At 37.4% G+C, this 20,464-nt stretch carries 19 protein-coding genes; 7 read left to right on the top strand and 12 right to left on the bottom strand.

Features of this window, described 5'->3' with window-relative positions:
* Positions 1-4: 4 nt before the first annotated feature.
* From XM47_RS05260 to XM47_RS05250, 3 genes are read right to left on the bottom strand one after another with little or no spacing between them, the layout of a single operon-like run.
* On the bottom strand, positions 5-1,255 hold the full coding sequence (locus XM47_RS05260; protein ID WP_048690476.1) for a FecR family protein: 1,251 nt from the start codon (positions 1,253-1,255) through the stop codon (positions 5-7).
* Positions 1,256-1,264: 9 nt separating this feature from the next.
* A complete protein-coding gene (locus tag XM47_RS05255) occupies positions 1,265-2,623 on the bottom strand; it encodes a porin family protein (RefSeq protein ID WP_048690474.1) in 1,359 nt (452 codons plus the stop codon).
* 27 nt (positions 2,624-2,650) lie between these two features.
* Positions 2,651-5,521 carry an ATP-binding protein gene (locus XM47_RS05250; RefSeq protein ID WP_149865456.1) on the bottom strand — a complete coding sequence of 957 codons (2,871 nt, stop codon included), beginning with the start codon at positions 5,519-5,521 and terminating at the stop codon, positions 2,651-2,653.
* A gap of 167 nt (positions 5,522-5,688) precedes the next feature.
* Between XM47_RS05250 and XM47_RS05245 the strand changes: the two genes are divergently transcribed.
* Positions 5,689-6,573: a hypothetical protein gene (locus XM47_RS05245; protein WP_149865455.1), complete on the top strand. Its 885-nt coding sequence runs from the start codon at positions 5,689-5,691 to the stop codon at positions 6,571-6,573.
* Positions 6,574-6,604: 31 nt separating this feature from the next.
* Here the strand turns inward: XM47_RS05245 and XM47_RS05240 are convergent, their stop codons facing one another.
* The 3 genes from XM47_RS05240 to nfuA are packed head-to-tail and all read right to left on the bottom strand — an operon-like array spanning position 6,605 to position 8,589.
* Positions 6,605-7,705: a polysaccharide deacetylase family protein gene (locus XM47_RS05240; RefSeq protein ID WP_048690468.1), complete on the bottom strand. Its 1,101-nt coding sequence runs from the start codon at positions 7,703-7,705 to the stop codon at positions 6,605-6,607.
* An 11-nt stretch (positions 7,706-7,716) separates the two neighbouring features.
* Positions 7,717-7,992 (bottom strand): hypothetical protein, encoded by a 276-nt coding sequence (locus tag XM47_RS05235; RefSeq protein WP_048690466.1) that lies wholly within the window; start codon positions 7,990-7,992, stop codon positions 7,717-7,719.
* Between the two features lie 15 nt (positions 7,993-8,007).
* The gene (nfuA, locus tag XM47_RS05230; protein WP_048690548.1) at positions 8,008-8,589 is read right to left on the bottom strand and encodes a Fe-S biogenesis protein NfuA; all 582 of its coding nucleotides are present in this window, start codon (positions 8,587-8,589) and stop codon (positions 8,008-8,010) included.
* 189 nt (positions 8,590-8,778) lie between these two features.
* Between nfuA and XM47_RS05225 the strand changes: the two genes are divergently transcribed.
* On the top strand, positions 8,779-11,304 hold the full coding sequence (locus XM47_RS05225) for a M14 family zinc carboxypeptidase (RefSeq protein ID WP_048690464.1): 2,526 nt from the start codon (positions 8,779-8,781) through the stop codon (positions 11,302-11,304).
* A gap of 8 nt (positions 11,305-11,312) precedes the next feature.
* Here the strand turns inward: XM47_RS05225 and XM47_RS05220 are convergent, their stop codons facing one another.
* On the bottom strand, positions 11,313-11,999 hold the full coding sequence (locus XM47_RS05220; protein WP_048690463.1) for a ComF family protein: 687 nt from the start codon (positions 11,997-11,999) through the stop codon (positions 11,313-11,315).
* A gap of 24 nt (positions 12,000-12,023) precedes the next feature.
* Here XM47_RS05220 and bioH point away from each other — a divergent pair, with 24 nt between their 5' ends.
* The 3 genes from bioH to XM47_RS05205 all read left to right on the top strand — a co-directional run bounded on the left by bioH (position 12,024) and on the right by XM47_RS05205 (position 14,167).
* Entirely contained in the window at positions 12,024-12,797 is a 774-nt protein-coding gene (gene bioH, locus XM47_RS05215; protein WP_048690462.1) for a pimeloyl-ACP methyl ester esterase BioH, read from the top strand.
* Between the two features lie 67 nt (positions 12,798-12,864).
* On the top strand, positions 12,865-13,125 hold the full coding sequence (locus XM47_RS05210; RefSeq protein ID WP_048690461.1) for a hypothetical protein: 261 nt from the start codon (positions 12,865-12,867) through the stop codon (positions 13,123-13,125).
* A gap of 34 nt (positions 13,126-13,159) precedes the next feature.
* Positions 13,160-14,167, top strand: a complete 1,008-nt coding sequence (locus tag XM47_RS05205; RefSeq protein WP_053084515.1) for a putative metalloprotease CJM1_0395 family protein — start codon at positions 13,160-13,162, stop codon at positions 14,165-14,167.
* Positions 14,168-14,259: 92 nt separating this feature from the next.
* Here XM47_RS05205 and pyrE read toward each other — a convergent pair whose 3' ends face one another.
* The 5 genes from pyrE to moaE form a co-directional block, all read right to left on the bottom strand.
* On the bottom strand, positions 14,260-14,904 hold the full coding sequence (pyrE, locus tag XM47_RS05200; protein ID WP_048690460.1) for an orotate phosphoribosyltransferase: 645 nt from the start codon (positions 14,902-14,904) through the stop codon (positions 14,260-14,262).
* A 9-nt stretch (positions 14,905-14,913) separates the two neighbouring features.
* Entirely contained in the window at positions 14,914-15,627 is a 714-nt protein-coding gene (gene rph, locus XM47_RS05195) for a ribonuclease PH (protein WP_048690458.1), read from the bottom strand.
* A gap of 113 nt (positions 15,628-15,740) precedes the next feature.
* Positions 15,741-16,064 (bottom strand): replication protein RepA, encoded by a 324-nt coding sequence (locus XM47_RS05190; protein ID WP_149865454.1) that lies wholly within the window; start codon positions 16,062-16,064, stop codon positions 15,741-15,743.
* Positions 16,027-16,728, bottom strand: coding sequence for an AAA family ATPase (locus tag XM47_RS05185; RefSeq protein WP_048690451.1), 702 nt, complete (start codon positions 16,726-16,728; stop codon positions 16,027-16,029). Before XM47_RS05185 ends, XM47_RS05190 begins: the two co-directional genes overlap by 38 nt.
* Positions 16,729-16,946: 218 nt before the next feature.
* Positions 16,947-17,396 carry a molybdopterin synthase catalytic subunit MoaE gene (gene moaE / locus XM47_RS05180; RefSeq protein WP_048690449.1) on the bottom strand — a complete coding sequence of 150 codons (450 nt, stop codon included), beginning with the start codon at positions 17,394-17,396 and terminating at the stop codon, positions 16,947-16,949.
* 151 nt (positions 17,397-17,547) lie between these two features.
* Between moaE and XM47_RS05175 the strand changes: the two genes are divergently transcribed.
* Both XM47_RS05175 and XM47_RS05170 read left to right on the top strand, forming a co-directional pair.
* On the top strand, positions 17,548-18,702 hold the full coding sequence (locus tag XM47_RS05175) for a response regulator transcription factor (protein ID WP_048690447.1): 1,155 nt from the start codon (positions 17,548-17,550) through the stop codon (positions 18,700-18,702).
* Positions 18,703-18,918: 216 nt separating this feature from the next.
* The gene (locus XM47_RS05170; protein ID WP_048690446.1) at positions 18,919-20,373 is read left to right on the top strand and encodes an SEL1-like repeat protein; all 1,455 of its coding nucleotides are present in this window, start codon (positions 18,919-18,921) and stop codon (positions 20,371-20,373) included.
* Positions 20,374-20,464: the final 91 nt, after the last annotated feature.

Below are 20,464 nucleotides of genomic sequence, written 5' to 3'. Positions count from 1 at the left end.
GGCGTTACTGCTCAAGCGATTCGCCGAGCCTGTATTGCGCTGAAATAGTTTCTATCTCGCCAGCAGTTTCTGTTTCTATCTGACTTAATTCTATTTGTCCTAAGACACTCACGGCACTATCAAACTGCCCAGATATTCCGCCTTCAGCTTCAATATCATTATAGGAAGCAAAATTAACGCCTATATCTAAACTCGCCTCTTTAATTGTGCCATTAAAGGCCGCATGCCATTCTCCACCTTCATCTTTAATAACTAACTCACCATTATCGACAGTATTGTTATCAAAGTTAATGTCCATCACCATACTAGACTCTAGGATATTATCAGTAGAACTGCTAATAGAAAGCTGGTCAAACACAGCCGTACCAACTCTATCCGCTATTGGATTAACTGCTTCTGTGATAATTTCTATTGCCGCGACTTTTTCCGGTAACTCAGCTAACTCAATCTCAGCAACACTGGCTAGGTTATCATCAGCCTCTTCGTTACTCGTACTAGCAACTTGAGGTTGAGCTAGGTTATTTGATTCTAGGCTCTCTGTTTGTTCTACTTCAACCTCTGCATTTTCTTGTTCTGTATTTTCAGTTCCTACGGCAGCTGGAGATTGTTTCCGATTAACACTATTTGAATGGCCATCTTCAAAAACTTGAGGAGGGCTAACTAAACCTTCAACATCGCCACTGGTGTCAATTCTGGCAAAACTAAACCCTTCATTATCGCCCAATGAAAATACACTTGTTTCTATCCCGGTATCGGTTGTGATGTCTATAGCACCGTCCCAAACGGCTAAAAATACGTCACCCTCCACAATTTCCACTTCAAAATGCGTACCCCGAATACCAATACTGCCAACAGGCGTATTTAGTTTATAACTACCGTTTTTATTTTTAATTTTTCCACTAACAGTTCTTATACCACCTGAAATAAGCTCCATAACAGCTGAGCCTTCATCCGTCTCTGGGTCGTATTTATAGGTTGCTATTTTTAGTTGAGTATTGGCTTGTAAAGCTAATAAGCCGCCATCCATCATTTTAAATTGAGCTCGACTGTTTTCACCTGTCATCACTGTATCAATCTTATAAACTGGCGAACGTCGCTTAAGCTTTCTCTCACTATCGATTGAAGAAGAAGCGACAACTGTGCCTTTAGCAATAATCGTTTTGCCCGCTGTATCTTGTGCAAAAGAATTAAAAGATGAAAATAAGATAGCTGAAAGTGTACATAGGCTAGCTAGATTACATTTTAAACGCTTCATAACACTATCCTAATTGAAGTTATATTTGACACTAGTCGTAAATTGGTTGCGATCATAACTATAGAAGAAATGATTACTGTCTTTAGTGACAAGCTTGAGTTGAGTTTGCCATTGCCAGCTCTTATTAAGAGTATAGTCAAAATTAACTTTTATATTGTCTGTATCGTCTTCTCTAATTTGACTAAATAACAACGCGGATAAACTAGCTGGATTACGTGTTGTCACATCTAAATAATCATGATTCGCTTTTTGCTTCTGATAGCTGGCTGACACCCGCCCCCAATCGCTAATAAGCATTAACCAGCTTAATTGAAAAGCATTCATTTTTCTTTGGTACTTTTGTGATGCATTGGTCAGAGTGTCGACTTTGTCTTGCGCATGAGTTAGTCCAACAGAAAATAAGTGTTGGTCAAGTCTATATTTATAGCTCAAACCTAATGAAAAATTATTAATATCTTGGTCATTATTTTGCTTATTATCAATTTGGGCATAACTCGAATTTAGCGTATAAGTCTGCTGATTGTCCTGTTTCCAGTCTAGACTAGCGATTAAAGCTAAAACATCATGGTATGAATCACCACCAAACCAAAATTTTTGATAAAAACCATTTAGTTTATAATTTAGCTGTTCCACTTGATGTTGGTAGCCTATAACCAAATCAAGATTTGACTTATTTAAATCACTCAAATCTTGATACCGAGTTGTGCCATACCCAGCACTTAGCGAATAACTTGATAGTTTAGTTAAAGGTTTTTGATAAATTAAATTGGCATTTAATTTTTGACCTAAATCGGATTCAACAACAAAAGAGTCCGCTGCCGAAAATAAACTCGGAATTAAAGCGTTTTCAACGCCAGATGTGACATTAGAATCATACATTAAACCATATTTAATACTGGCTAATAGGCGGGTTTGAGTCGATTTTATCTTGCCATCCATATAATCCAGATATTGTTCAACTTTTTGAACAACTGACTTAGAAGGGTTTAATGCAAGGATTTGCTTAAGCTCTGATTTTGCAGCCGCAAAGTTATCTAGCTCGAAATAAGCAATCGCTAAGCCAAAGCGAAATTTAACATTATTAGGTTGCGCAAGTATTGCCCGTTCAAATGCGAAAATAGCATGTTGGTGTTTTCCGACCTTACGGGCAGAAATTGCATACATATAATCAAATTCAGCTTCGCCTGCATACTCGTCAAACAAACGCTCTGCTAATTCGAAACTGGCTTGAGTATCATTATTTTCAATTAATACTTTGAGTTTTTCCAGCTCACTTGGCATTTCGCTTGCGAAACCCTTACCGTTAATCAAGAGGCAAGTACTTAAAACAGCTAAGCATTTTAATTTTTTTAACAATCGACCGCTCATTTTATCTCCCAAAATTCAGCTTGCCGCTTACTTAACCACAGATTCAATCTTTGCAACGTACTTAGTTGCTTCATCATAGTTAAATTCGTCTAATGCATTATTTAGTTGTTCAACCAGTTTTTTAACATCAGGTTCAATAACTTGGCCTAATTTAATTCTTTGGCTGTCTTCAATAAATTCATTATTTATCACAGCATTTTTAATTATGTTTAATTGTTTATGAAGAGAGACAGAGTTGCAAGCCTTATCAGAACTAGATTCCACCTTATTTGACTTACTCACGCTATTTTCTTGATAAGCCATGGATGAAAACTCTTTCAAATCAACCGGCATGACTTGGCCAATCACTAATTTGAGTAGGTCCAGCAACTCGAAATGAATAATAGGGCAAGAAACAATTTGAAAGTCCGCTATGGCAAAATGAGACAAGAGATATTCATGTTCATCTTGATAGGCAAACCAGAAGTTTGGAATAGCTAAACTTGCAGCATCGAAGTCCTGCTGAAGTAGGCTAGGATCAAATATAAATAAGGCATCATAGCCAGCTAAGTTTTCCGGCAAGTAATCTAAAACTTTATACCGAACCTCTTTCGACGTTAAAAACTGAAAAATAGAACCTTCTGCCGAAGCGTTAATAATCAACACATGTATAGCTTCAAAGTTTATATTCTCTTCAGCCAGATACTCTGAATTAAATTGTATTTCGACCTGAAAGTTAAATTCGCTACCTTTTCTTAATTCACTTTTAGCATTTAAGCTGCCATTCATCATATTGCATAGCTTATTGGTAATGGCTAACCCTAAACCAGAAACATTTGAAGCCCGAGTTGAAGTAATTAAATGCTCATCAAAGATTTGTTTTAATTCTTCGGTGGCTATGCCCTTACCTGTATCTTTCACTTGGCCAATAAGTAGAGCCTCTCCTTGCTCTGAAAACTCTACAGATAAGCTGAATATAACCTGACCTTTAGTGGTAAATTTAATCGCATTGCTTAATAAATTTATACATATCTGCTTTATTCGGATTAAATCCCCCGTCACAAATCTAGGTATGTAAGGAGATATATTAAATTCTAAGGGCAAAAATTTATCCCTGGCGAGTGGCGTAAACATTTGAGATAAATCAGCTAACAGCTGCTGCAAATCAAAAGTTTCAAATGTCAGCGTTAACTCCCCACTTTCTATTTTAGAATAATCTAAAACATCATTTACCAGTAGTAGCAAAGACTGGGCAGAGTGGTTGATCGACTGAATTACCTCTGCAGGTTCAACATTTGTCGCAATTAGATTGGTTTGCGTCAGACCTATTACTGAATTTAATGTAGTTCTAATTTCATTATTTATCGTGCTGATGAATTCATTTCTTTTTGCACTGGCCACTTCAGCTTGCTTTTTTTCTTCTCTTAATATGCGCTCTTGATGTTTGCGCTCGGAAACATCATGCATGGTAAAAAGTAACGTTTCATTTCCATGAATTGAGATAACACTTAAACTCACCTCAATAGTTTTAGGCTCTGAATCGTGTAGACACCAATCAAACTTATGCTGGCCCCTTAGCTTAGCTAAATTGTGCATTAACTTATATTTAGCTTCTGAAGCTTGTCCATCTGGTTGCTTAACAGGTGAAAAATCAAGTAAGGTTTTTCCTTGTAAGGCCTCTTTCCGATTCGTATTAAAAATATTTAAAGCAGCAGAATTACAATTGACTATGCCATTATCGTTACTCATGATTAATGCACTAGAAGCACTATCATGTAATAATTTATATACTTCTTCATGTTGCTTGGCTTCTGTAACATCACGCGAAACGGCTAAAATACCAACTGCTTTACCTGATTTATCGTAAAATGCAGATAAATGGGTAACAAGTAAAGCTTTGCGCCCATTGAGTAGCTCTACCCAATGAGTCATATTGGCTTGCTCACCTGTAGCAATCACTTCCGTATCAATTTGTTGCAACTGATTTGCGACAGCTTGCGTGTAAATTTCAAAATCTGTTTGCCCCGTGATTTGGCTACTAATATTTAACCAAGATAAAAATGCTTTATTTACGTTTAGATATGAACCCAGTTTCTGCTCATAGTCTTTAAAATAAATCATATCTGGGGAGTTATCTAAAATCGCGTTTAACCTTTCTCGCTCAATTTTTAACTCTTCACTCCTATTTTTCAGTAAAAATTCGCTTCGCTTTAAATGCGTGATATCGGTTAATTGCATCGCTATTGGCCGCGAGATTTGATTCACATCTGTTACAGCATTAGCCGTTAAGTAATACCATTGCTCCGTACCTTTATCTGAAATAAGACTAACTTGCATAGATGCATAGTCTTGCATACCCGTTCGGATATTGGTGAAAGTTTTACTTATACTTTCGTGCTCAATAAATAGTTCGTTAGTTAAAATTGAATCTTGACCAAAGTCACCTAGAGTTAACTTCCATGCGGCATTACTGACTCGTGGAAAGCCATCATCGTCAAGCAAAGCAATTGGGTTAGGCGAGTATTCAACCGCATTAAGTAAACTATTGCGTCGTTGGGATGTTTTCTTGGGTAAAAGTTGGTTAACAAATTCTGATAGTTCTGAAAATAGTATTTCAAGCAGCGTAAATTTGGCTTGATTGACTTTTTTAATTTCACTCACAATGCGAAGAACTTGCTCATCTTCTAATTGTATATTGTAGTACCAGACCCCTTTGCTTAATAAACAAAACGAATCCAGTGCTTCTGATTTAACCCTGTCTAGCTTATCCAAGCTGATTTCTATCATTTCTACGCTAAGCCAATCGCCGACAAGACAAGCGAGCTCGTCATTAAACGCGGCGAGTTTAACTTGTTTTTTAAGTACTTTTCTTATGTACTGTAACTGAGCAATTTCTGGCTGTGATATCCTGTCTGGCAAAATTTGTCCCAACGATTAAACTTAGCTTGTGTTTAATCAGTATTTGATAAGATCTAAGATCTGTAAACTGAGAATTGAAAATAGTGCTAAAAAAATCACATTTGCATCTAATTCTGTTATTAGTTGCCCTGCCTTTCGCTTCAAACGCGAAGCAGTTACAGTTTGAAATGACAAAACAAAAAGGCTATAGCCAATTTTTTTATAACTGGTTAGATCACCAAGAAAAGCAGCAAACATTGAACTTTAATGTTGAGCATGAATACCTGTTCGAATTATTTAGAACAATGAAAACCTATCGGCCTAAGGTTGCAAAACGAAACGTATATATAGCTTTAAAGCGAACAGCCGCTAAATTAAAAACAAGACAAACAAAGATTATCGTCAACAAAAATACCGCAAATGTGAGCTTCCAGGTACTAAGTGATAATAATGAAGAAAGACAAACTGCGATTAATGAATTGCTCAAACAACAAGCTTTAGCTCAAGAAAAATATTTAACTGATAATTACTACAACCATTACACAGACAGCACAGGTGTATTATTTGTAAAACCCGACCATGTCAGAATCGCATCCGAATCTACACCTATAGTTCAAAGCTTAATAAAAAATGCGCAAAAAAACTTTGGCAGCTTAGCAACCCGAGATGTCGTCAACTACTTTTTAGGCTGGATTCAGACCATTCCTTATTCAACATTAGAAAACCGTTTAACCTCACAAGGCAGTGGTTTTGTTCCCCCAAATAAACTAATTCTTGAGAATCAAGGCGACTGCGATAGTAAAAGCACTTTATTTGCCAGTGTCATGCGCGCACTTTACCCGCATATGGGGATTATTATTATCTATTTACCGGAACATGCTTTAGTAGGCCTACAAATCCCCTACACTCAAGCGGATAAATACCTAGAAATAGAAGGTAACTTTTACGTTTTAATGGAACCGACAGGCCCAGCAGTACTGCAAGCAGCTAGTATTGCGGCAGAAAATGAACGATTTATCGAAGATAAAAACTATAAAGTTGAATATGTACCTTTAGCTCAAGCAGAGCAATAAATTAAACAAGCTACTCAAGCAAGAATACAAATTAATCGAGACTTTCTAAGCTTAACCAAGGTTGAGAAAACCAGTAATAATAATTAGGTTTTCCTTTTACAGGCAAAGTGCAGTTATATCTTGAGCGACCTAGATTTAACGGTTTTTGTGCTTGAATCTTAACCCTTTTAACTTCAGCTAGAATCTCAGCTTTCCCCTGCCCTGAAACGTAACATGCGAACCGAGTATCAACAGCAAAACTTTCATTTAACCAGGATAGATGTAACTGAGGAGGGTTTTCAGTCATAGCCAAAGGGCTAGGTAATTTTTGATAGTCTATAGGCAAAGCAAAGGTGTTTAACTTTTGCTTTAACGTCGATATATCAGCATACACGCCAGAAGCAGGGTATCTAGGTAAAGCAGAAAAGTCAGAATAACTAGCAACCACCCCGCTTTGTTGACCAAAGCTGATAAACTGATTATCGATTAACCAAGACTGCAGCCAAGTGTCATATTCTCCATATGGGTAAGCCACCAATTTATGACTCACACCAATTTGTTGTTTAATACTCTTTTCAGTCTCTAAGATTGAGGTCTTAATTTTTTGCTGCCATTCTTTAGCACTATAGCCAGCCTCTCTTCTAATCCAATAATCATGCTGCCAACCATGATTAGCGATTGTCATCCCCTGTAAAGACCAATGCTTTAATTCGTCCCAACTTAAATAATGACTTGAATGCTTTTCAAGCAAACCAGGATTAATAAATATAGTTGCAGGCCATTTCCTTTTTTGTAATTCAGGTAAAGCAAACCTAGCTAAGTTTTTATAGCCATCATCAAAGGTGATAGCGACTGATTTATCAGCTAACGCAATTCCGCGTTTAATTTTATCTATGGCCTGTTCTAACCGAACAATTTGGTAGCCATTTGTAGCAAGGTGCTCCATATGAATTAAAAATTGTTGCGGCGAAATACTGGTACTATCAGGCGTTTTGGGATCTACATGATGATATTGCAAAATCACTAGCTGGTTAGCCGAAGAATCAAAAGATTCAGCCGCTAAATTTAACGGGCCCATAGTGATAAGAGAAATAAAGTAGGTGAACCAAGTTGTGATGCGTTTTAGAAATGAATAATTTTTAGCGTTTGTCATAAAACATCAACTCAATCTTTACTGAACGTTTTATTATATTTTTCACTTTGTTCTATTAATCGGCCAAAACGATTAGAGAATATGCCTATATATCCATAAACAGCGTAGAGAAAACTAGGGATAAGCAGAATAATGCTCAAATAAAACCAGAACACCTGATAATCGACAGAAAACCAAGTCAGTCCAGCTGCAATCCAAAATGCAACTAGACCGATAAAAAATCGACGCCAACTTTTATCTGGTTCACTACCTAAGCGAATAATCCAAAGTTGCCACCTTTTATACATATTTAACTAATTTTATTAAGAATAGTAAGAGTGATCACCAGCTTGGTGTTCAGTTGCATCTTTAACCCCAGTTAACTCACCTGGGAACTGTTCTAATAATTGCTTTTCAATTCCCTCTTTTAGAGTAACATCAACCATAGAGCAACCATTACAACCACCACCAAATTGAAGGATAGCAACACCATCTTCAGTAATTTCAGTTAATGTTACTTTACCGCCATGACTCGCGAGTTGTGGGTTAACTTGACTAACAATTGCATATTCAACTCGTTCAATTAAATCTGCATCATCACTTACTTTGCGCATTTTCGCGTTTGGCGCTTTTAAAGTTAATTGAGAACCCATTTGATCAGTTACAAAATCAATGACCGCCTCTTCTAAAAAAGGTGCACTATCTTGATCAACGACCGCATCAAAACCATTAAATGGGATCTTAATATCTTTTTCTTCTACTGCATCTGGTGGACAATATGAAACACCACACTCTGCATTAGGTGTGCCTGGATTAACAACAAAAACGCGGATTTGTGTACCTTCTGCTTGCCCTTCTAATAATTTGGCAAAATGCGACTGGGCTGTTTCAGAAATGGTGACGATAGGTTGAGATTCACTCATAATTTAATTACCTGACTAAAATACTCGGTTATGTCTATATAATAACTCGATATAGCCATAGGCAAAAGCCTTGATTCAAATTTACTTCAGCATAAAGAGCTTTTTTTGTATCTAACTGGTATAGTTAATCCGATTTTTCAATTAGTCCTTGTTTAAATTTATCTTAATTTTATGCCCTTAAATATTCTAGCCGCATTTATTTTTTTACCGCTATTACTTGTTACATTTAAGGTAATCGCTCAGCCTACTTCAACAGAAAGTTTTTTTGGTCATAAAACCGGGGAAAAGCACCTAAGATATGACCAAGTCACTCAATATTTAAAATACTTAGAACAACAGAGTGAGCAAGTAAAAGTGATGCCTTATGGCCAAACCTACCAAGGCAGGACGCTAAATTTGGTCGCCGTTTCATCCGCTCAAAATTTAAAAAATCTCGACCTCATCCGAATTAAACATGAACAGCTGAATAACCCGTTTGCAACCAAAGTTGAAACTCAGCAACAAGCTGTCATTATTTGGTTAAGCTATTCTGCGCATGGTGATGAGCCAAGTGGCGCGCATGCGGCGATAGAATTAATTCATACGCTTAGTCAAAATACCAATACAGAACACAATTCATGGCTAGATAAAGCGATTATTTTAATCGATGTGGTTGCCAACCCCGATGGCTTTGATCGCTACTCAAATTGGTTGGGAACTTATGCCAGCTTGCATTCAACACCAGACAAACAACATATAGAACACAATGAATCTTGGCCAAATAGCCGGGGGAATCATTATTGGTTTGATTTAAATAGAGATTGGCTACCTCTAACCCAAACTGAATCACAGCAACGCATCTCTATGTACCATAAATGGAAGCCTAATTTACTAGCTGATTTCCATGAAATGCAATCTGATAGAGGTTACTTTTTTCAACCTGGGATCAGCAGCAGAACTAACCCATTAACCCCAAAAGAAAATCAATCAATAACCAAACAACTCACCCAATATGTCGCAGATAGCTTCGATAAACTAGGTTTATTATATTTTAGTGAAGAGAGATTTGACGATTTTTACATAGGTAAAGCCTCTACGTATCCAGATCTACAAGGTGGGATTGGAATTTTATTAGAGCAAGCGGAGAGCAAAGGAAAAGTAATAGAGACTGATTCAGGCCCACTAAGCTTTGGTCAAACAATCCAAAATCACTACACAGCTTCCTTGGCGATAATCAAAGCCGCAGTTGAACAAGCTAATCTACTACTAGATTACCAACAGGATTTTTTCAGAACAGCCATTCAACAAGCTAAATCAGATAAACATTCTGGTTACCTAGTTACCGCTCACAACCAAACTAGGCTTAAACGTTTCTTAGAAACACTTAATCAGCATCAGATAAAGGCTTATGCCTTAACTCAGGCCTTTAAAGCTGAAGATAATGAATACCCCGCGGAAAAAAGCTACTGGATACCTTTAGTGCAAGGCCAGTACACTATGATTAAAAGTATATTTAGCGAGCAAACCGAATTTGCAGACAATACTTTTTATGACGTAAGTAATTGGAATTTAGCGTTAGCTCATGGCATTAAATACCAAGCCGTAACAAGTCGATTTTTTGGTGTTAAAGCTCAACCACAAGCTGGATATATAGAAGCTGAACAAACTCAATCCAAATTAGATGAAACAGCCTATGCTTGGGCATTTGAATTAGATTCGCCAGATAGTTATCCATTTTTATCTGAATTACTAAAACATAAAATAAGCACTAGAGTTACTGAAAAATTAATTAAGATAACAACACAAAAGCAGGCTTTAGTATTGGCTCCGGGTACACTCATAGTTATCGCAGGTGAAAACTCTGCCGATAGCCATGCCTTATTATCCACTTTAATGGATAAATACAACTTATCCTATCATTCACTGCATTCAGGTTTAACTAGCTATGGTCCTGATTTAGGAAGCTCTAACGTTACAAAATTGCAACAGCCTAGGGTTGCTGTCGTTATTGGCAATCAGATTAAATCGACAGAAATCGGCGAGGTGTGGTTTCAACTCGATCAAAAGTTAAAGCTTCCACTTTCTATGCTTTCTATCGATAAACTACTTGAGTTTGATTTGAACCGCTATAGCCACTTAATATTAGTTGATGGTGACTATGGAAAAGAAATAGATGAAATTACTTCAAGCATTAAACCTTGGTTGAATAAAGGTGGTACCTTAATTACATTTAAACAAGCCTCACTCTGGGCTAGTCGAAATAAATTAATACACAATGATTTTTTAACCAGCCGTGATTTAGAAGCGCCTTTCAAGTATCAAAACTACCAATATAAAGATAAAGAGTCCTACTTTGCTCAACGTAGAATTGCTGGCAGTGTTTTCAGTACAAACCTAGATTTAAGCCACCCGATTTCTTTTGGTATTAAACAAGCTAAGCTCAATATATTTAAAAATGATCAAAGCTTATTGTTAGAATCTAGCATGCCATTTAGCAGTCATGGTTTTTATCTAGAATCACCGTTAGTCGCGGGATACGCTAGTCCAGAGAATATCAGCTTGGTCGCTAATACAGTATCGACTGCCATTACCAAAGTGCAAAAAGGTCAAGTCATCGCTTTTAGTTATAACCCTTTATTTAGAGGATATTGGCACACCAGCAGCCGGGTATTTAATAACAGCCTTTACTTTTCGCCTTTGATAAATTTAAACCCGTAAATTAAGATTTAGTCTAGTTTTGCCCAAGTTAAGCTTAAGCCGCTAACACTGCTAGCCTTATTTTTCATCAGTAGCTTAGCGATTTGATTCAAGGTTGCGCCTGTTGTCACGACATCATCGACTAATAAAATATTTAACCCCTTTAACTGGGTTGGTTTTAAACTAAAGCTATTTTGCAATTGGCTTCTCCTTACGTTTGCGTTGGCGCTCATTTGCTGATGCGTATACTTACACTTTTTCACTATTGGTGCATATTCTAGCTTTAGTTTTTCAGCCACTATGCGAGCAATCCACTCAGCCTGATTAAACCCCCTAAGCCAAAACCGAGTCCAATGAATTGGCGTTGGTACCACTAAATCGAACTCAACTAAATTAAATTCAGAATTAAGCGCCAAACGAGATAAGACATGCTGATATAAAGCCTCTCTTGCAAGCAAATTCCCCTGATATTTAAATTTGGCTATCCAGTTAGCAAAAGGATACTCATGCGTATTAAAGCTATAAAGTTTAGATAAATACTGATTTTGAATACTATGCCTAGCATCCGCTCTTAATAATATGTCTTGCCACTCCAAATTGGATTGACAGCAATCAGTTTGACATAGGCTACAAACAAGACTTTCGTGCTTTAATTGTGTTTCACATAAAATACATAAGCTAACAGTATCAAGCCTTTTTTGTGATAAAATCTGCATCAAACCACCTAATTCATTAATAATATGAAACCCAATTTATATTTAATTCATGGCTGGGGAATGAACCAGGCCGTTTGGCAAATTATTGAACAAGAACTGCAACAAGACTTCAATCTATTCCCTATAGATATCCCTGGCTACGGAAATCACACCGAATGCTTTCCTGATAACTATAGTTTAGAAAATATTAGTGACCAAATTTGCCAAAACATAGAACAGCCGGGGATCATACTAGGTTGGTCTCTTGGCGGGTTAATTGCACAGTATATTGCGATTAACTATCCATCAAAATGTCTCGCTCTAGTCACAGTTGCCAGTACAAGTCATTTCCAGCAAGCTGAAGAGTGGCCTGGAATCAAGCCTCAAGTTTTAAGTACATTCCAACAACAGCTCAGCCAAGATTACAGTAAAACGTTGGATCGTTTTTTGGCGATTCAAATGATGGGGAGTGAAACCGCAAAACAAGATATTAAAACCTTAAAGCAATTACTCAGCCGCTACCCAATGCCTTCCACTCATGTTTTGAGTCAGGGATTAAAATTACTAGAAACCGTGAATTTAAATGCACAAATATCAAAAATTCAACAGCCTAGCTTGCGTCTATACGGCAGACTAGACAGCCTAGTGCCGATAAAAGCAGTGACAAAAATAGAGAAATTAGCGCCAAAAAGTCAGAGCTATATTTTTGCAAAAGCGTCGCATGCGCCCTTTATTTCACATTCAAAAGAATTTATTGAACAATTAGTGTTATTTAAAGCTGCCATTTTTAACGATTTACATAGCACAGAAGTGAGTTAATGCTTTAAAAAAAGTGAATTTTGGTTAATAATTGCCCATATTTTCATTTTTGCGTGAGTATTAAATTTTGAATATTCAAAACGCCTTTAATACCAGCTTGCAAGGTTTACAAAGAGCCCAGCATGAAGTCAGCCAAACTTCAGTAGATATAGCTCGACCAACACAAGAGGTTCAAGCAGAAGTAGCCGACACTAAGCTCGCGGCAAAAATTGATATAACAACAAATTTAACCGATTTACTCAATAGTAAAAATTTAGCCAGTGCTAATTTAAAAAGCTTCGAAACGGCTAATGAAATGTTGGGTAATTTAATAGACACAAAAGCATAAAACATCATAAAGAATACAGGTAACCAAAACCCAAATGAACATAGTGACTCAGTTTCCAATTAATTTGAATCTGAATATTGCGAACCCGCAAACTGAAGCGGCTCGCAAGGATGCTTTGTCACGTGATGCAATTACCCAAGCAACAGCTGCAGAACAACAAGCAGCTGAAACTGGTGTGGGTTCCGATAGAGAAAGAGCGCTAAAACAATCGCAACAACCTGTTACTTATGAATTCAATAAGCAAGAACTTGCCAAAGCTCAACAAGAAGCTAAATCGGATCTAGATTCATCTGAATCAGAAAGAGATGCCACTGAAGATCAAGAAAATCGCGGTAAGCAATTCTCCGAGAACCAAGAAAACAATCAAGCTGAGCAACAAGAACAAGCTCAAATTGAACAGCTCAAAGAGCGGGACAAAGAAGTAAAGGCACATGAACAAGCCCACGCCAACATAGGCGGCCAATACGCTGGAACCCCATCTTATGAATATCAAAGAGGTCCTGACGGGCAAAGTTATGCTGTTGGTGGCGAAGTAAAAATTGATGTTTCAACGGTCGCGGGCGATCCTGAAGCAACGATTAGAAAAATGGAACAGGTTCAGCGAGCGGCGCTAGCACCAGCAGAGCCATCGAACGCGGATAGAAGTGTAGCAGCGGAAGCCGCCACAAAAGCTCAAGAAGCTAGAGTGGATTTACAGCAAGAAAAACAAGCTGATTTACAAGCAGCAAAGCATGCCGTAAACGAAACGCAAGCTAAAGCAGAGGTATTTAACTCAGAAATAAGCCCGACACAAGCTAACGAAAAATCGTCAAGCTCTGAAGTTGAAGCTGTAAAGCAAACAATTCAACAAGAGTATCAATACGAAGCGCCTAAAACATTATCAGCGCAAGCGAGCTTAAAATCGGATACCGCAAAAGTAGATGAGTTTACTCAGTCAATTGCGGAGCGAGATCAAGTAATCAATGCTAGAGCGTTAAAAATACAACGTTTCTATCACACTAATAGTACGCCTCATCAAACTGAATTTACGCGCTACGCCTAAGTCTCTCTAACTATAGTCAAAAACTATATAACGAGCCAAGATCAAAAAAACCAGCTTCAAAGCTGGTTTTTTGATCTTAATATTGCTACTTGCTACGCAATGCCATATTCCGCTCGGTAAGCTTGGACTTTAGCTAGGTCTTCGACTCTGTCACCCTGCTGCTCTAAATAATCAATCAAATCACTTAATTGCACAATAGAAATCACCTGTGTACCAAAATCTCTTTCAACTTCTTGTATTGCTGATAATTCCGCTTTACCTTTTTCTTGACGATCGAGCGCAATTAAAACACCAGACAAACTCGCATTGTTCACTGCGATAATTTCCATAGACTCACGAATCGCTGTGCCAGCTGTAATTACATCATCAACTAACATGACATTACCTTTTAGTTCAGCACCAACTAAGCTGCCGCCCTCGCCATGATCTTTTTTCTCTTTACGATTAAAACAGTATGGCTTATCGATATTATGTTTATCAGCTAAAGCAACCGCTGTCGTTGTGGCAATCGGAATGCCTTTATAAGCAGGGCCAAATAATAAATCAAACTCAACATTCGCATCAATCAAAGCAGCAGCATAAAATTGACCTAGCTTAGCTAAATCACCACCAGTATTGAATAAACCAGCATTAAAAAAGTAAGGACTTGTTCTGCCCGATTTTAATGTAAATTCACCAAACTTGAGTACACCTCGAGACAAGGCAAATTCAATAAATTGTTTTTTATAATCTTGCATTTTGTCTCCTTAGGCTAGAGCTGCTTTTTGAATATCAATAATTTCACGTAAGCCATGCTTAGCGAGTTCTAACATTTCGCTCATTTCTTCAAAACTAAAAGGTTCACCTTCAGCTGTACCTTGTACTTCAATTAGCTTACCAGTTTCAGTCATTACAACATTCATATCGGTTTCGGCTGCTGAATCTTCAATATATTCAAGATCAGAAATAGCTTCACCTTTGTAAATCCCAACAGATACTGCAGCTATCATATGCTTAAGCGGATTAGCTTTTAGAATGCCTTTACTGCGCATGTAAGTAAGCGCATCTACCAATGCAACACAAGCACCTGTAATAGAAGCCGTTCGAGTACCGCCATCCGCTTGAATAACATCACAATCTAGCGTGATTGTATTTTCACCTAAGATTTTTAAATCTACCGCTGCACGTAACGAGCGACCGATTAAGCGCTGAATTTCTAAACTGCGTCCACCTTGTTTGCCACGGGCAGCTTCACGATCACATCGTGTATGCGTCGAACGAGGTAACATGCCATACTCAGCAGTAATCCAACCTTCGCCTTTTCCTTTCATGAATCTAGGTACGCCCTCTGTAACAGAAGCAGTACAAATAACTTTAGTATCACCAAATTCAACTAAAACAGAACCTTCTGCATGAGCAGTAAAATTACGAGTAATTGAAACAGGACGGATTTGGCTTGCGGTACGACCACTTGGACGCATGGAATTCTCCTTAAGAACAGTTTGCGCGTATTATACCCAAACCGTCTGGAGATGCGAGTTTAGTCACCCTGCAAAAAGCAAAAAACTACAGGGTTGAACGTCAATTACTTTGGTTAAGAAGTCTCAAGTAAATTCAATAACCGCCGTTTCTCTATTTCAGAAGCAGATGATAAATATTGAATGAGTAGTCGGATTAAAGCCGATTTACTCATATTTAGTTTATCCGCATGCAAAGCAAGCTCATTAACCGACAGTTCGGTTAATGAGAAAGTTGCATTTTTACGAATCGACTTGCTACCTAAAGCCTTTACGGCTTCTTTTTGCTCAGCAAGACTTGGTAAACCCAATGCGTAATTATCTGCGTCATTAATAAATTGATTAACATCAACTGGCTTTATTTTATCCGACTTGTAACAAGTTCGCTTCAGGTCTGCCATGCCCATAATCATCAACCTCTGCTTTTAAATTCATTACTTCGCATACTATCTGTTTGATTTCATCAGAGGCCTTCCCCTCTGGTTCTTGCTCTAGCACAGAAGACCCCATTTCTTCGCTGTCATCATAAACATTTCGAGCATAGGTAACAGCATTCAAAACAGGTAAGCCATAGCTTTTACAAACGTCTTTAGCATCTAAAATACGTGTTGCTTGGCTTGGTAATGAAGGACATTGCGTCATTACTACAGCTTCACACATTTTAGGGTTGATCATTTTACAAGTAGAGATGAGCTCTTCAACATGATCTAGCGTTTTTAAATCTCGACGCTTGGGTCGCATTGGGATTAATACATGGGTCGCCACTGACAAGGCTGATCGTAATGTGGTACTATCTTTACCACCGCAATCGATAATAACGTAATCGTAATTTCGTTCAAATCCGAGTAGTTCATATCGGACTTTACCAAATAACTGAACACAACTAATCCATTCTAATTCGGGTAAGTTATGTCTGGATTGAATCCAATCTGAAGAAGTTTTTTGAGGGTCACAATCCACTAACATCACATTAGCTTTTTGTTCTTTAGCAAAATAAACCGCAATATTTTGAGCCAGGCAGCTTTTGCCGCTACCACCTTTCTCTCCGCCAACTAGCAAAATCATAACAACTATCCTCTTGGTACAGCGGTTATTTGTTATTGCATTAGGCAATAACCCAGATAACCACCAATCAAATATATGAGCAATAAATAATTTATTGCCATATAAGTGTAGAAGTGGAATTGTGTTTTGTTAGTTTAAAATGGCATAAAAATGAGAACTCTTACTCATTTTCATTATATCTCCGACTAAAAAGGGTCACGATGTAGGTATGTCAGTATTTATTCTTGCCATTTTTGCGCTTGCTCTGTGTCAGATTGTTTAGCTTCAACCCAATGTTCACTGTCTGTGGTTTGTTCTTTCTTCCAAAAAGGAGCTGTTGTTTTTAAAGTATCCATAATAAACTCCGCGGCTTCAAATGCAGATTTTCGATGCATACTCGTCACACCGACAAAAACAATTTGCTCACCAAGCTCTAACCGGCCAAATCTATGAACAATTGATACTCGACCCAGCTGCCATTTTTGCTTAGCTTGTACCTCTAATTGAGCTAAAGACTTTTCTGTCATTGCCGGGTAATGCTCTAAAGTAAGCGAGGTTATCTTACTATTCTGGTTAAAATCTCTGACCATACCGACAAAAAAAACCACAGCGCCATCTTGTTGATTATCTTTAATTAATTTGTTGTATTCATCTGCAACAATAAAATCTTCTGCTTGTACCTTGATCATTCAACACCTCTAAGTTCGAATTGAAAAACTAACATACCTATAATCAAGCGCAAATTATAATTTAGCTTTAAATGACTTTAATCAAAAGAATTTACATTTAAGCCTTAAAAATTGATAATAAAGCTAACTATTCCCACCATGCGATGTACCCATGGACGATTTAAAAATACTTATCCTAGATAGCGATACAAGCTATCGAAATAATCTAAAGTCTGTTTTAGATGATGAATTTAATGTTGAGACCTCTGGTTGTTCTGAAAGCGCAATAAATTTAGTCAGTGCAACCTCGTATCACATAATTCTGCTAGATATTAGCTTAGCGAATAAATCAGATTTTAAATTAGTTTCTCAATTAAAATTGCAATCTCAGGACTTGTTGCCAATTTTATTCATGACATCAACCGAATATGATGCAGAAAGCGTCATTTCTTGCTTTGAAGCTGGCGCGAGTAGCTATATAAAAAAAACATGCGACACAACTGAACTAAAGTATAAATTACGTTCGATTAAGTCATATATTACTGAGATTAATGCGACTAAAGCTCAATCAGATGAATTAGAGTCGATAGTGTCAATTACAATGCATCAAGCCAATTCTTATGGCTGGGCATTAGATTTAATAACGTCTGTTATCCAATGCCGAGATTTTGAAACCTTAGCAAAAAAAATAGCGGCTTCATTTCAAAGTATTGGCATTCAAACTTGCATTGAAATCTCTACACCAAACGATTCACTGTTTTATGATTCAAGCACTAAAATTGCAAGTCCAATTATAATTGAAATGTTTGAGTTACTTAGAAATAAAGGCAGAATTTACAGTTTTAATCAAAGGACTATTTTTAACGATAAGTATATTTCTATCTTAGTAAAAAATATGCCGAATGACGAAACCTTAAGCTCTATATATATAGACTCTTTTGCTAAACTGATACCAGCCTTAACATCGCGAATACAAAATATGCTAGATAAGCATAAAATTGTCGAAACTCGCACTCAATTAGTTGATATCTTAACTCAACTAGAACCCGCAATTATCCAAGTTCAACAAGAAAAACAGCAACTGCTAGACAAAATGATTGCTGAAGTTGGCGTCAGTTTTCACACATTAGATTTTAATGACGCTCAAGAGGCTTTTATCGCTCATATACTCCAAGAGCAATTATTAAAACAAGGCCAAATAGATATGACTATTCACTCTATCATTTCTAAGATAGAAAAAGTAATGAATGGTTTACCGAATATAAGCATAGAAAATGAAGAAACGGCTCAAACTGTTGAAGTAGATAACAGTGTAGAGCTCTTCTAATCTCAGTTAAAAAGTTAATATCTGTGTCACTAATTAGATCGCTTAGTCTAGTAATTTAAAGATTTGTAAATTTGAGGTAAATCAGGCTAGAGTTGTGAGTTCTTAACAATTAAATAGGTAAAATGCGCTCATTCAGCTCAACTTAAGGACGGTGAATGTTCAACAACAACCTTATTGTGTTGCTGCTTACCTGCTTATTTTACAGCCAAAGCCAATATGTCACAAGCGGATGCAGCATATGATACACAAAACTACACAGCGGCAATAAAGGAGTACACTAAATCAGCCATTGTGGGTGTGCCTAGAGCTATGCATACTTTAGGCTTCATCTACTATCAAGGACAGGGCGTTACAGTCGACAAAGTAGAATCCGCAATCTGGTTTTTATTGGCAGCTCAATACAAATACGAAAATTCCACCTCAATTGCCCGTTCAATTTTAGCTTCGCTAAATGATGCTGATACTGGTGAACTTACGGAACGACTTGAGCATTATGGATTAATATATGGAAAGGAGTTAATCCAAGAACGCTACTATCCAGTCGTTCAATCTGAGCTGCTTGAAACCCGAATAGAGATGTCAACTGCGGGCGCTAACCTACTTGGTTTAGAAGATGACGATGGTTTAACCGAAGGCTTATTTTCAGCGGGCATAAATGAAGAGATTTATGCCGAAGAAGATGAAAATGGTAACCAGGTCGAGAACTTAAGTTCAGCTCAATTTAGCTCTAATTCAAATACCCGCCTAGATAACATGTTAAAACAGCCTTACTTTGCAGTTGTAGAGTATGTTATTGCGCCAGACGGTACAGTTAGAGACATAGAAATTCTTCAATCCTTTGGCCGAATTAACCTAGCCTTGCGTAAATTTAGAGAAGTGAAATACCCTCAACCCAAATTTAATGGTCAAGCTGTTGCTGTGACTAAACGCATTAATTTAGGCTTAGCGCGACAAAACTTGAGCAAAATGACATTAGCGCAAGACTATCACCATATTTATCGCGGCATAAAACATATCTTAAGTGATGAAAAAACTATCAGCTCCAATGCATATGACCAATACATGTATGCAATTACTTTAATGAATTTTGAAGGTTTGTGGCGTGAAGAAGGGCAAATCGATCATTTACTCGAGCGTTCAGCAAATCAAGGTTTAGTTGAAGCTCAATATGTATTAGGCAATAAATTATACCGAGAGCAAAAAGATTTAGACAAAGCGATAAGCTGGTTACTCACTTCAGCAAAACAAGGCTTGGCCAATGCGGAATATCGGCTAGGCGATTTGTTCATCACGAGCCCTTGGATAGAAAAAGATGAACACAAGGCAGTATTTTGGTTAGACAGAGCTGCTAACCAAGGTCATGTATTCGCTTTACGTAAAGCAGCTGAGATTAAACTCATGGCTGAAGACAAAACACTACATGATGCAAAAACAGCATTGTCTTATTTAAAGCGACTGGAAGAAGTGGAAAGGTTAAACCCAGAAGTACAATTTTTAACCGCTATCGCCTGGGAAAAGCAAGATGTTAGAAAACGAGCAGAAGCGGTAAAAATGATACAGCAAGCAATCTTCCGAGGCGAGCAACAAGGCTGGGATACCAGCGCTTGGTATGATGTTCTGATGCGCTGGACAACAGGTGGACGCGTAACAATTTCAAACGAAAATCATTAAATAGTTCAATAATTAGCCTTAGTTTTATTGAAAACTAGGGCTAATTCACTTTAAGCAACAAAATATATTTATATCTTCATCTAGAAAGTTT

Source organism: Catenovulum maritimum (assembly GCF_001050375.1).
Classification (GTDB): Bacteria; Pseudomonadota; Gammaproteobacteria; order Enterobacterales; family Alteromonadaceae; genus Catenovulum; species Catenovulum maritimum.
The sequence above is the reverse complement of the archived record's forward strand: the minus strand, read 5'-3'. Positions and strand labels throughout refer to the sequence as shown.